Source organism: Campylobacter concisus (assembly GCF_002913045.1).
Classification (GTDB): domain Bacteria; phylum Campylobacterota; class Campylobacteria; order Campylobacterales; family Campylobacteraceae; genus Campylobacter_A; species Campylobacter_A concisus_AP.
Genome location: NZ_PPAF01000035.1, coordinates 149,422 through 163,079, shown reverse-complemented (window position 1 = coordinate 163,079; position 13,658 = coordinate 149,422). Strand labels below are relative to the sequence as shown.

The window sequence follows — 13,658 nt, the reverse complement described above, 5'->3', positions numbered from 1 at the left end:
TTAACACTACATTTTTAAGCTTAATAGACTAAAATTTGACACAAAGGAGAAAAATTGAGCGAGCAAATTTATATCATAGGCGATGTGCACGGCTGTTTTAACACACTTTTAGAGCTTATCAAGCAGTTTCCAGACAAAGAAAAATCACAAATTTGCTTTGTCGGAGATGTGATAGATCGGGGGCTTTTTAGTTGCGATGTAGTCGAGCTTATCATACAAAATAACTATAAAATGGTAATGGGAAACCACGAAAGAAGGTTACTAAGCAATAAATATGAATTTTTAAACAACCAAGCACCATTTGATACGAGTTGGTTTTTCAACAATGGTGGTGTGGCGACATATGGATCATACCTAGCTCAAAGCCTAAATTTTAAACAAAGACACATAGAATTTTTAGAGAGTAGCCCAGTATATTTAGAGTTTAAAAACCACAAGAACCAAAATGGCGAGCATTTGGTCGTCTCTCACTCGGCTGTTGGCAAATTTTGGACTTTAAGAGATGATGATAGTTCAAGAGATGAGTTTAGAAGGCATGTACTATCAGGCAGAGGCGATATGATGCAAGTAGAAGGCATATTTAACGTCTACGGACACACGCCAGTGCGTGAGGCTAAGCTCTATACAAATAGCGCCAACATCGATACAGGATGTGTTTTTAACGAAGAAGGATATGATAAACTAAGTGCCTTAGAATTTCCATCGATGAAAATTTATACGCAAAAAAATGTTGAAAATTTTAATAAACAAGGATAAAAATGTGGTTTTCTAAAAAGAGCTCTAGCTTTGCAAGCAGAGTTGATAAATTTTGGAGCGAGTTTGGCAAAAATTTAGACGCCATCAAACAAAATTTAGAAGATAAAAATTTTGAAGCTGCAAGCAAAATGACCGAAGAGGCGCTAAATTTATGTTTGGTTGATCCAACTTTTATGATAGGCCTTATTGATGGAAAGATCGATCTAGTACTCACTCCAGAAGGACTCAAACATAGGCTTTTGTGGCTTAAATTTATCAAATCGCGCATGCCAAAAGAGTATGAAGCAAAGCTTACTTGTACACTTGGCAAACCACGTGCGCCACGAAACGTCGCTACTATACAAATGTATGGCGTAAGCGTTGATGCAAATGAGGTCATGGTCTATGCAAATTTTAACGACAAAAGCGTGGATATGTGCCTATATAACGAAACTCTAAGCAAGCTTAAAAGCGAAGATGAAAATAAGGCTTATACATTATCGCTCATACTTTGTGACAACGTAGTTGGCGAGATGATCATGATAAATATGCTTGGAGAGTTTGAGATAATAGACGAGCCAAGAGAAAAAGGCGTGCCACTGATCGACTTTGCCGATCTTATAGATGAAAAATTTGGTAAAGAAGCCTCAAACGAGCCGCTTAAGAATTTTATGGTCTATGAGCTAGAGCCTCGTTCAAATGAGTTACGTGACGACGTTTTCACAGGATTTACATCTCTTAGCGAGCTACTAAACGAATACTACGACGGTGCAAGCGATACTTATAACGAAGCTTTTGAGCTTGGCATAAATTTTTGCTTTTTAGCCATATCTCACGGTGGCGACATACAGTTTGGCGTTGATAGCAAAAACAAAATTTCAGATGCGCTAAAGGAGAGTGAAATTTGCGAGATCATAGGTGAAGCAAATGGCGAGATGCGATCTTACATAGATCTTATCTGCTTTGACAAAGACGAGCTAGAGAAAAAGACTAAAGAATTTAGCAAAGAACTTGGCGTAAAGATAGAAATTTGCGAGTTTAAACGCTGATTTTACATAAGATTTTACATAAAATAATACAAATCACGCTAGCTGGTAAATTTATAAAAATATATTACTAGCTGGTACTAACTATTAAATTTATCTTTTAAATTTTGAGCTATTTGAGAGATAAGCACAAAGCTTTAGCCCATACAAAAAGATGATCCACGAGATGTAGATCCAGACAAAGAAGAAAAGCACGGCTGAAAACGAGCCATAGACGCTTAGATAGGTTTTGTTATAAAGGACATAATAGACAAAGGCCGACTTGCCAATATACCAAACGAGCGAAGCGACAAACGAGCTAAAAAATGCGCTCTTAAATTTTATCTCATCATTTACTGAGATGAGATATGTGATGCAAAATATCGCCCAAATGATGAGATATGGGAATATGCTTAAAAAATTTATCGAGTTTGTGATCACATTTGAGTTTAGCATCTCCTGAATGAGGCTTGAGAGATAAAAACTGCCAGCAAGACCAAGTGGCGCAAGCGTGATAAGCGTCCAATATGAGCTAAGTGCTGACCAAAATCCTCTAGCCTTACTTGCACGTGTCACTTTCAAAACTACATATTCATAGTCGCTAAAAAACATGGCCGATGTAAATATCATCGCTACAAAGCCAACTATGCCTAAATTTCCGCTATTTTGTAAGAAATTTTGCAAGTAGTTTGAGATGATCTCTTGATTACTTGGCAAAAGAGCCGAAAATATAAAGTCCTGAATTTTGGCGTAATAATCCTCAAAACTAGGCAGTTTTGTAAAGATAGAAAACGATATAAGAAGTATCGGAATGATCGATAAAATCGTATGAAAACTAAGGCTTGAAGCGTAGTGAAAGAGCTCTTTGTCCTTAAGCGTTGGGAGTAAATTTAAAAACTCTTTTAAGCTTTGCTTACTTAAGGACAAACGGCTCATTTATCAGTTATCTTCTTCGAAAAGTTTTTCGTAGTGAGCGTCGTAGTTGTTGATATGCTCGCTATTTAGCTTCCAAAACACAGTGTCTATGTCGCTAACTCTTGTATAAAATGGAAGTTGATAGTACTCAACCTCGCCACTTTTAAATTCTTTTAGCACTTTAAAGCTTTGGCAATCAGCAAAAACGCTTCTGCCATCCATTGCTATAAAAATTAAACCAGCTGCACTTTGAGCGCACATTTTTCTAAAGTCATCTCTGCTTGGATTTGGCTTGTATTCGTAGCTTAAGTATGCTCCGATAAGGTCTGGGTGGATAAATATCATATTTGGAAACGCAGAAGTGATCTCTTCGTAAATTTCTTTATTTGGCACAATGATTAATGAGCGGTTATAAAGATAGTTTAGCACGACCATATCGCCATTTGCAGGTGCGATGCCTGGAAGTGGGAGCGCCTTTTGCTCAAGCAGATCAAACACCTCAAATCTAATCTTAGCAAAGCCAGAATTTTTTGAGATAACACTAACTCTTGCGATGATAGAGCTATCAGTATCAAATTTATGAAGCACAACGCCACTTGAGCCGATTAAAATTTCTGGACTATCAACTATCGTCGCTGTGCCATCACTATCGACGCTAATTATAGGAGTTCTATACTCATTTAAAGAAAAATCAGCCCCAAAAGCAAAGCCAAAAACTAGCGATAAAATCACAAATATACGTTTCAAAAATATCTCCTAAGTTTAAATTTTTAGAGCGATTATAGCCTAAAATGCTTTATCTTTTGCAAAATTAAAGCAAGTTTTAGTTAAAATCCCACCAGCTTTTTAAAAGGACATTAATGCCTCGTATTTTTATAATTTTTGCAATATTATCTATAAATTTATACGCTATAAAGCCAAGTGTCGAAGAGCTTAGCTGGCCAAATGGAAGTAACTTCTTAAATTTCTTAGAGACAAACAAAATCCCACTTTCACTTTACTATAACTTAGCAACCGAAGATCAAGAACTAACAGAAGAGATCATCGCTGGCACAAAGTATCAAATTTATAAAGACGACAACGGCAATACCAAACAAGTACTAATCCCTGTTAGTGACGAGCTTCAAATGCATATTTTTAGAGATGACAATGATAAATTTAAACTCGAGTTTCTTCCCATCTCTTATCAAAGCGAGGATAAATTTTTAGCCTTAAAGGTTGATAAGTCAGTTTCTGAAGACATTTTTGACTATACAGGCTCTGGCACACTAGCACTTGGCTTTAAAGAAATTTTTAAAGGAAGTGGCATTGATTTTAAAAAGATAAACAAAGGCGATACGATTGCTATCGTTTATAATCAAAAAATACGCATGGGCCGCTCTTTTGGCACTCCAGAAATTTATGCTGCGATGATAGAAACGAAAAACAAACGATACGTTATGTATAAATTTGAAGATAAATTTTATGATAAAAATGGCAAGAAAAATGATAAATTTTTACTAGTTCGCCCTCTTGCAAACGCCAGAATCACATCAGCTTTTACCCTAAAAAGATGGCACCCTATTTTACAAAGATATAGAGCACACCTTGGCGTTGACTACGGTGCTCCAAAAGGCACACCAATCAAAGCCGCAGGCGATGGCACGGTTAAATTTGTCGGACAAAAAAGCGGATATGGCAGAACCGTTATCATCTCTCACGCTGGTGGCTACGAGACGCTTTATGCTCACTTAAATGGCTTTGCTAAAGGCATAAAAGGCGGTTTAAAAGTCAAGCAAGGCACGCTTATAGCCTACGTTGGCACAAGCGGTATGAGCACAGGACCACACCTTCATTTTGGTCTTTATAGGGACAATAAACCTATCAATCCAGAAAGTGCAATAAAGGTCGTCAAAAGCCTAGAAGACAAGAAAGAATCAGCTAAATTTAAAGCAGTTGTTAGCAAAAATGACGAGCTAATAAAAAATGCTTTAAATAATGAAAAAGAGTATCACAAAGTGGAATTTTTCCCTAATGTAATAGAATTTTAAAGGTAAAACTTGAGCCAAGAACTAGAAGAAGCAAAAGAGCTGATAGATCAGCATTTAGATGAAAATTTAGAAGATAATGAACTCTCACCTTATGAGCTAGCCCAACACCTAAAAACACTTAAAAAGCACGACGAGGAGCTTTTTGCTCACTATCTTGAAAAGCTAGATCCTGAAATCTTAGGCGACGTTGCTATCGAGCTACCTGATCACATGCTAAAAGACGTGATCGACACACTCCCAGCTGAAAAGATAGTAGAGGCACTTGAAGAGCTAGAGAGTGATGATGCGACTGACTTGCTTCAATACATCGAGGACATTGACGAGGATAAGGCTAGAGAACTCTTTAATGAGCTTGATAGAGAAAACCAAAATGAAATTTTAAGACTTAGAAGTTACGAAGAAGATAGAGCCGGTGCTCACATGCAAACAGAGCTTTTTTCGGCTCACCTTGAAGAAAAGCTTGGCAATGCAGTAGCAAGACTTAGACGAGAAAAGCAAGAAGGCAAGCTAGAAAATATCTCGCAGCTTTTTATCATCGATAAAAACGGTGTTTTACAATACGCTATCCCGCTTGAAGATCTTATACTTTTTGATTTTACAAAGACGCTAAAGCAAAATATCGAGTCAGCACAGATCGATCACTACAAGCCACACGTTGCAAATGATATGGACCTTATGCAAAATGTCGCTGATATGTTTCAAGAGTACGATCTAAACGTTATTGCAGTTACTAGTAGCACTGGAATTTTACTTGGTCGTATCACGTCTGATGACATCCACGACTACATTCAAGAGAGTGCAACTGAGCAGATTTATAACCTAGCCGGCGTTGACGACGAGTCAGAAGAGGACGATACGCTTTTTAAGGCTGGTCGTGGTCGTGCGGTTTGGCTTGGCGTAAATTTACTAACAGCTCTTTTTAGCTCATCCATAATCGGACTTTTTGACGAGACAATCGCAGCCTATGTCGCTCTTGCTGTTTTAATGCCAATAGTTGCATCAATGGGCGGAAATACCGGTACACAAGCGCTTGCCGTTACGGTTCGCCGTCTAGCACTTGGCGAGATCGAGTTTAAAGATGCCAAAAATGTTCTAAAACGTGAGGTTAGTATTTCACTCATAAATGGACTAATCTTTGGTGTGGTAATGGGCATAATCGCCTCTATTTGGTTTGACAAAGGTATGCTTGGCGTTGTTATTGGGCTTAGTATGGTTACGAATTTATTCTTTGCTGGCTTTTTTGGCACGATCATACCTTTGACGCTAAGGCGCTTTAATATTGACCCTGCCGTTGGCTCGGCGGTCATTCTTACTACATTTACTGATGCGATAGGATTTTTTAGCTTTTTAGGACTTGCAAAATGGATACTACTATAACTAATTTAGAAATTCTGCCTCTTGGTGAGTCAAAATACCTAAAGCCATTTAAGATGAAATTTATGCAAAATGGTGTCCAAAGAGACTGGGACTGCGTCAAGGTGATGAATAGTGTTAGTATTTTTTTATATCACGAGCAAAAAGATGCCTTTTTATTTGTAAAGCAATTTCGTCCTGCAGTTTGGTACTCGCAAGAGAAAGAAGACATCAAAACAAATGAGCAAGGCTTTACTTACGAGCTTTGCGCAGGGCTTATGGATAAAGGACTTAGCGAAGAGCAAACAGCTAGAGAAGAAGCGATCGAAGAAGTGGGCTATGAGCTAAAAGAGATAGAGCGTATCACGATGACATACGGTGCTTTTGGCTTTGGAGGCAATATGCAAACGATGTTTTACGCAAAGATCAATGAGAGCATGAAGGTAAATTCTGGCGGTGGCGTCGATGGCGAAGATATCGAGCTAGTTTTTATAAAACGAGAAGATATGATGAAATTTGCCTTTGACGAGAGCAAGGTCAAGGGCTTTGGGCTCATCTTTGCCTACTTGTGGTGGGAGAAATTTAAAGGCTAAAAAGAGACCTTTTTGATAAGCGCAAAGACAACAACCGCCACAACAAAAATGCCAACCAATATAATGTAATCCGACATAAAAAACCTTTACGTTTAAAATTTGCACTATTGTAACTAAATTTTTAACAAAATAAGAACTTTATAACCGCACATATCATAAAATAATCAAAAATCATAAGGAGAAAATGATGAGCGAAAATGAAACTCTTTTTATCAACCGCGAATTAAGCTGGCTACGCTTTAACTCAAGGGTACTCGCTCAGTGTGAAAAGGATATACCTTTACTTGAAAAGCTAAAATTTATAGCCATTTATATGACAAATCTTGATGAATTTTATATGATAAGAGTGGCCGGTCTAAAGCAGCTTTTTGCAGCTGGCGTGACGACAAGTAGTAGCGACGGCATGAGTCCGCTTGATCAGCTACGTGAGATCAGAAAATATCTTCAAGATGAGCAAAATTTAGTTGAAAGCCACTACAAAAGCACCGTAGATGCGCTTAGCAAAGAGGGTCTTTTTATCAAAAACTACGACGAGCTTGATGATAGCTTAAAGCAAAAATGTGACGAATACTTTTTCTCAAACATCCTGCCAGTTATTGTGCCTATCGCTGTTGATGCGACCCATCCATTTCCGCACCTAAACAACCTTAGCTTCTCGCTTGCCGTTAAGCTTGCTGACATCGAGCATCCTGAAATTTTAAAATACGGCATGATAAGAATTTCAAGAGTTTTGCCAAGATTTACCCAGCCAAGCAGCAACGTCTTCGTGCCAATAGAGACGATCGTGCACCGCCACGCAGAAGAAATTTTCCCAGGATATAAGCTCATTAGCTCAGCTGCCTTTAGAGTGACAAGAAACGCTGATATCGTCATCGAAGAAGAAGAGGCGGATGATTTTATGATGATACTTGAGCAAGGGCTAAAGCTTCGTAGAAAAGGGGCTTTTGTGCGTATGCAGATAGACAAAGACGCTGACGCTGATATCTTAGAGTTTTTAAATTTTCATATGAAAATTTTTCACAAAGATATCTACTTTTCAAGCATCCCGCTCACACTTAGCTCTCTTTGGGAGATAGCTGGAAGCAAGAACTTCAGCCACCTAGCAAACCCACCCTACGCCCCAAAAACCCTGCCTCCATTTGGCAACGGTGTCTCGATCTTTGATGCCATAGACAAAGAGGACGTGCTGCTAGTTCATCCATTTGAGAGCTTTGATCCAGTCGTTAGCTTTATAAGAGAAGCGAGCAAAGATCCAAAGGTGATCTCTATACGCATGACGCTTTACAGAGTCGATAAAAACTCGCCGATCATTCAAAGCCTAATAGACGCTGCAAGCGACGGCAAACAAGTAACCGTGATGGTCGAGCTAAAAGCTAGGTTTGACGAAGAAAACAACCTTCACTGGGCAAAGGCACTTGAAGATGCTGGCGCGCACGTGATATATGGCATCACAGGCTTTAAAGTTCATGCAAAAGTTAGCCAAGTGATCCGCCAGATCGGCGATAAACTTAAATTTTACATGCACTTTGGCACTGGCAACTACAACGGCAGCTCAGCCAAAATTTACACTGACGTTAGTCTATTTACGAGCAAAGAGGAATTTAGCCAAGATACAACATCATTTTTTCACATCCTATCAGGATATAACAAAAACCGCCGTCTAAACGCCCTTAGCATGTCGCCCTTTCAGATAAAAGAGCGCATCATCGAAAAGATAAGAGTGGAGGCTAGCAAAGGTAGTGAGGGCAGGATCATCGCTAAGATGAATGCACTAATAGACGAAGACGTGATAAACGAGCTTAGCCGCGCCTCGAATGCAGGCGTAAAGATCGATCTCATCGTTCGCGGTGTATGCGGACTAAGGCCAGGCGTAAAAGGCAAAAGCGAAAACATCAGAGTTCGCTCGATCATCGGCAAGTACTTAGAGCACGCTAGAATTTTATATTTCAAACACGCTAATCCAAAAATTTACATCTCAAGCGCTGACTGGATGCCACGAAATTTAGAGCGCCGCTTGGAGCTCATGACACCTATCTTTGAGCCAAGACTTCAAGAGAGACTGCTTGAAATTTTAGAGCTTCAGCTAAGCGATAATGACCTAGCTTTTGAGCTACAAAATAGCGGTGAATACGTAAAAGTAGCAAGAAGTGAAAACGAAAAAGTAATATCTTGCCACGAAGTTTTGGAAAATTATATATCTAAAATTTATAAATCTGTAAAAAAAGATACAGATAAAGCAAAAGCCGATATGCTCGCAAGTAAACTCTTAAAAGAGAGCTAAAAACAAATTAAGCTTTTAGACCTAGTCTAAAAGCTATTTTTTAATCAGCATAAAAAACACTAGCATTTGATTAAGTAAATATTATTAAAAATTTTAAATCCACAACAAAAAGCAAAATTCATAAATTTACTTGAGCACCTCAAAGCTAGCCAAATATTTCAAATTTTTTAAATAACTCTGGCTCGTCTTTTACTATGCCGCGCTTAACTAGACCAGCAACCACTTCGCGGTCACAATCCGTTTGTAGCGGCCAGCCTCTAGTATATCCTTCGCGCCCATCTTTACTAGTAGCATCTACGCAGAAATTTTCACCATCTATGAAAATATCGCGCAAAGCATCGATATTATTTGTCACACGCCAAAGTAGCATATATGGGTTTTCAAGGTGATTTTGCATATCCACAACGATAAGGAGTTTGAAAAATTCTCTAAATGTCAAAAGCTTGTCAAAAAGCTCTTTTACCACACAATCTTTTTCAAATTTCACCACACAAATAGGCGTTTTGGTATCCGTTTTAAACTGCTTAAGCTCTTTTACATTTGGCGTAACGCTTTGAAATTTAGCCAAAAGCTCGCTGTCGCTTAAAACCACAGGGCTAAATTTACAAAAGTCTTGCGTCGCATCTACGCCGAGTTTGCCACCAAAACACGAATTTGGACTAGCATGATCAAGCTGATCGCACACGCCTTGGCTTATTAGCACACTCTGACTACCAAAACGATTTAGAACAAAGCTAGTAAATTCATCATAATCTTTAAGCTCAGGCGCATCGGCTCCAACAAAAATGGCATGTTTTACAAAACTCATCTGCCCAACGCCCCAAAATGCGTGCATAGCCTGCTTTGCATGAGCTGGATAGAGCGTATTTATCTTGGCTAAGATTAGGTTGTGAAAAACACCATTTTCAGGCATATTGTAGTCCAGTAGTTCAGGCACGGTCGTTCGCAAAAGCGGCAAAAAAACCCGCTCAGTCGCCCAGCCCATATATTTATCCTCAAGTGGCGGCTTTCCAACCACAGTTGCGTGAAATACTGGCTCATGCTTGCTAGTTATCGCCGTTACATCCATCACCGGAAAAGGTTCAATAGGCGTATAAAAGCCGGTATGATCGCCAAATGGCCCCTCAAGCTCGCACTTAGCCGTATCCACAAAGCCCTCTATTACGTAGTCTGCATCGTACGGGACGTAAATTTCATTAGTGAGCGACTTTACAAGCCTTGCTGGCTCTTTACGGATGAAGCCATAAAATAGCAGCTCAAAGACGCCCTTTGGCAGCGGCGCTTGGCCGCACCAGATGTAGAGTGGATCGCCGCCGATTGCCACAGAGACTGGCATCTTTTTACCAGCGCGCTTGTATTCATGAAAGAAATTTGCACCGTCTTTGTGGATCTGCCAGTGCATGCCAAGGCGGTTTTTGTCATAAATTTGCAGTCTATACATGCCTAAATTTTGCAAATTTCCATCCAAGCTTTGCGTATAAACCTGCCCCATTGTAATAAAAGCACCACCATCATATGGCCATGTCTTTAGCGCAGGTAGACTCAAAAGATCAGCCTCCTCACCTATAAATTTTACCTGCTGGCACTCGCCCTCACCTTTTAGCCTTTTAGTAAAAATTTTTCTCATATTAAAAAGATAGGCTAAAAAATCAAGCTTTTCTTTGAAATTTTTAGGTTTTTTGGGCTTTAAAAGCTTTTCTATCTCGGCTGCGATCTCATCAGGCTTTAGCCCAAAGATAAGCTCAAGCGCGCGTTTTGAGCCATAGATATTTGTAAGCACTGGGGTAAATTTACGCCCAGTTTTTTTGCAGACTGGGTTTGTAAAAAGTAGCGCTTGCGAGCTCTCACGCTTGACCTCGATATAGCTAGCGTGTGCGATCTCAAGATCAATATCTGTTGGCTCATCGATAACACGAAGTAGATTATTTTCTTTTAAAAGCTTGATGTAGTCCATTAAAACCTACTTCTACAAATTATATTTTCGTAAAAAAATTTCAAAATTTGAGACGTCTAAAGTCTTAATATTTTTGAAAATAAAATTATATCTTGATAACTTATTGCCAATATGAGTTTTAATTGCTTCTTTATAGTCACTTTTGGATTTGTATACATAAAAGAAGCTTTTAGATAAATCTACAAAATCATTACAGCAAAGACCATGTTGTCTAATCTCATACATTAAAATTAACAATGTCTCTGTAATCTTTAAACACAAATTATTATATTTTTCATTTATCCAATCTTTTGCATCACTTGAACTATTTGCAAAATTCATATCTTTAAATTCAACAAAAATAATATGCTCTTTGCTATACTCAAAAAGTATCGTATCACAAGAGCACACTGTGCTTCCATTGTATTTTAACGATTTTGCAAAGCTATCAAATTTTAAATATTGTTTGCCATTGTCGTTACATATACCATCACTAACATCATTTAATTCTTTAAAAAAACTATTATTAAATATTTGTTTTATATTAGCTACCATTTAAAATCTTTCAAAGAGTCTTCTTCTAGATTTAAAAAAGGTTCATGCAACTTTTCATATATAATATTCATATTATCTACCTTCTCAATATTATAGCTACCGTCTTCTTCATTTCTTATTGAGGTATAAAATTCCGTATTTTCTTTAGAATATGTTTCAAAAGCATCAATTATATAAGGGCTATGAGTGGTTATAATAACTTTGGAATCATAAATTTTACAAATTTCAACTATTACTTTCACATACTCGAGTTGCCATTTAGGGTGCAAATGCACTTCCGGCTCATCAATAATTAGCAAACTTCGACCATCCATAAAATTACCGTTGATAAGCATTTGTAAAATACCAAAAGCTTTTATTCCACTGGCAACGTTTAGAATTTGATAAATATCATTATTTTTTCTTGCAAATTCAAATTCGCGCTTCCTATGATTGTATAGCACTCTCCCATTAACAACATTGTCTATATCGGAACTAGTTTTATGTTTATTGCTATCCCTGCTACCATAAATAGACCCTCTTAATTTCATATCAAGGTCTTTTACATGTAATGGAATATTTGCTACGCCAAGACTTCTTAATATTTCATCTTTATCTCTGGGTTCAAAAAAGGCTCTTGCCTTATATATACTCTCTTGATAGTTTAACACCATAGGTGTCTCTATAATAGTCGCATCATTAAAAAGCAAATCGTCATATAAATGAACATCACAAGTATTATTATTTGATATTTTTATTTCAAGTATACTGTTTGCATTCTCAGTTATTACAACATTGGCCTCCTTGCTTTTTCTATTAATAATATCATCTGAAAATTCAGAATAAGATATTTTTTTGAAAGCATTCCTAATGCTATCTATCTCATTATCCTCTTGCACTAGGATTTTTTTTAATTTAACAAGTAAATCATGTATTGAGCTATCAATATTATTTTTTTCAATTTCTTCTATTCTATCATTTACTGCCTCAATACCTTTCAAATTTATATCATCAAGAAAATACATTGGATGAAACAATTTTCTTATTTCAATATTTTCATCAAAATTAGTTTTACGTCTTAGCCTAAAGTATATATTATCTACTATATTTCTAATATTGCTTTCTCTATCTTCTTCAAACTCTTCTTTATGTCTACTGAAGGCCTTTACTATTGAAAATAAAAGCTTTCCTATTGTACTTTTTCCACTATCATTTTCACCTGCTATAATAGTTAATCCATTAAGATTTATAGAAGCATTTTTTATTAATCCTATATTTTTTATATCTATTTGCATAAATTACTCCTTATTTTCAGAAATATACACTACGCCATCTCTTCAGCGCGTTTCAAAAGCTCTTTCGCCCCTTTTTCTATAAATTTATGCGCTAGCTCTTTGCCGATGCTTTGAAATTTATCTTTGCTAGTCTTTAAGCTATCTTTTATATACTCGCTTCCATCAGGTAGGCCAACGATCGCATCGATAGAAATTTCATCACCTTTTAGCCTTGCACTTATGCCTATTGGCACTTGGCAGCCACCCTCTAAAACGCTTACAAAGTCACGCTCTATGGTCGTTTCTATGACTGCATTTTCGTCGTTTAAAAAAGAGATCTCATCTAAAATTTTCTTCTCATCTCTAGCCTCTACCCCAAGAGCACCCTGCCCCATTGCAGGTATCATCTCGTCAAAACCAAATGTGTAGATATGTGCCACTTCAGCCTTGATATTTAAGCGATTTATGCCAGCCATCGCCAAAATGATCGCGTCAAATTCACCCTCTTTTAGCTTTCTAAGTCTAGTTTGCACATTTCCACGAAGCGAGATGATCTCAAGATCAGGCCTCATGATAAGTAGCTGCATCTTGCGGCGTAGGCTCGTTGTGCCGACTTTTGCGCCGTGCGGTAGGTCGCTAAATTTAGTAAATTTCTCACTTATCATCGCATCTCTTGTATCCTCGCGTGAGCAAATGGCCGCTAGTTTAAGCCCTTTTGGAAAGACTACTGGCACGTCCTTTAGGCTATGCACCGCGATGTCAGTCTCGCCTTTTAGCATGCTATCTTCAAGCTCTTTTGTAAAAAGCCCCTTACCACCGATCTTCGCAAGTGGCGTATCAAGAATCACGTCGCCCTTTGTCTTCATGCCAATAAGCTCAACTTTTATATCGTTATGTTTTGATTCTATTCTAGCTTTAATATGCTCGCTTTGCCAAAGAGCTAAGATACTCTTTCTAGTTGCTATTTTTATCTCTTTCATCATCA

12 protein-coding genes are annotated in these 13,658 nt (G+C 37.8%); 6 read left to right on the top strand and 6 right to left on the bottom strand.

Annotation, left to right across the window (positions count from 1 at the left end; genetic code table 11):
* Positions 1-54: 54 nt before the first annotated feature.
* A complete protein-coding gene (locus CYP43_RS04775) occupies positions 55-756 on the top strand; it encodes a metallophosphoesterase (protein ID WP_103582683.1) in 702 nt (233 codons plus the stop codon).
* Between the two features lie 2 nt (positions 757-758).
* The gene (locus CYP43_RS04770) at positions 759-1,784 is read left to right on the top strand and encodes a hypothetical protein (protein ID WP_103582682.1); all 1,026 of its coding nucleotides are present in this window, start codon (positions 759-761) and stop codon (positions 1,782-1,784) included.
* 90 nt (positions 1,785-1,874) lie between these two features.
* Here CYP43_RS04770 and CYP43_RS04765 read toward each other — a convergent pair whose 3' ends face one another.
* Positions 1,875-2,696 (bottom strand): YihY family inner membrane protein, encoded by an 822-nt coding sequence (locus CYP43_RS04765; RefSeq protein WP_103582681.1) that lies wholly within the window; start codon positions 2,694-2,696, stop codon positions 1,875-1,877.
* A 3-nt stretch (positions 2,697-2,699) separates the two neighbouring features.
* Positions 2,700-3,422 (bottom strand): plasminogen-binding N-terminal domain-containing protein, encoded by a 723-nt coding sequence (locus CYP43_RS04760; protein ID WP_054196506.1) that lies wholly within the window; start codon positions 3,420-3,422, stop codon positions 2,700-2,702.
* 113 nt (positions 3,423-3,535) lie between these two features.
* On the opposite strand from CYP43_RS04760, the gene CYP43_RS04755 reads away from it, so the two are divergent.
* The 4 genes from CYP43_RS04755 (at position 3,536) to CYP43_RS04740 (ending at position 8,932) form a co-directional block, all read left to right on the top strand.
* A complete protein-coding gene (locus CYP43_RS04755; protein WP_087584362.1) occupies positions 3,536-4,705 on the top strand; it encodes a peptidoglycan DD-metalloendopeptidase family protein in 1,170 nt (389 codons plus the stop codon).
* 9 nt (positions 4,706-4,714) lie between these two features.
* A complete protein-coding gene (gene mgtE / locus CYP43_RS04750; RefSeq protein WP_103582680.1) occupies positions 4,715-6,082 on the top strand; it encodes a magnesium transporter in 1,368 nt (455 codons plus the stop codon).
* On the top strand, positions 6,067-6,651 hold the full coding sequence (locus tag CYP43_RS04745) for an NUDIX domain-containing protein (protein WP_103582679.1): 585 nt from the start codon (positions 6,067-6,069) through the stop codon (positions 6,649-6,651). Before mgtE ends, CYP43_RS04745 begins: the two co-directional genes overlap by 16 nt.
* Positions 6,652-6,814: 163 nt before the next feature.
* The gene (locus CYP43_RS04740) at positions 6,815-8,932 is read left to right on the top strand and encodes an RNA degradosome polyphosphate kinase (RefSeq protein WP_258032176.1); all 2,118 of its coding nucleotides are present in this window, start codon (positions 6,815-6,817) and stop codon (positions 8,930-8,932) included.
* Positions 8,933-9,077: 145 nt separating this feature from the next.
* Here the strand turns inward: CYP43_RS04740 and CYP43_RS04735 are convergent, their stop codons facing one another.
* From CYP43_RS04735 to hemC, 4 genes are read right to left on the bottom strand one after another with little or no spacing between them, the layout of a single operon-like run.
* Positions 9,078-10,886: a menaquinone biosynthesis decarboxylase gene (locus tag CYP43_RS04735; protein ID WP_103582677.1), complete on the bottom strand. Its 1,809-nt coding sequence runs from the start codon at positions 10,884-10,886 to the stop codon at positions 9,078-9,080.
* Between the two features lie 12 nt (positions 10,887-10,898).
* A complete protein-coding gene (locus CYP43_RS04730; RefSeq protein ID WP_103582676.1) occupies positions 10,899-11,420 on the bottom strand; it encodes a hypothetical protein in 522 nt (173 codons plus the stop codon).
* Positions 11,414-12,694 carry an AAA family ATPase gene (locus tag CYP43_RS04725; protein ID WP_103569470.1) on the bottom strand — a complete coding sequence of 427 codons (1,281 nt, stop codon included), beginning with the start codon at positions 12,692-12,694 and terminating at the stop codon, positions 11,414-11,416. Before CYP43_RS04725 ends, CYP43_RS04730 begins: the two co-directional genes overlap by 7 nt.
* Before the next feature lie 29 nt (positions 12,695-12,723).
* Positions 12,724-13,653 carry a hydroxymethylbilane synthase gene (hemC, locus tag CYP43_RS04720; RefSeq protein ID WP_103582675.1) on the bottom strand — a complete coding sequence of 310 codons (930 nt, stop codon included), beginning with the start codon at positions 13,651-13,653 and terminating at the stop codon, positions 12,724-12,726.
* Positions 13,654-13,658: the final 5 nt, after the last annotated feature.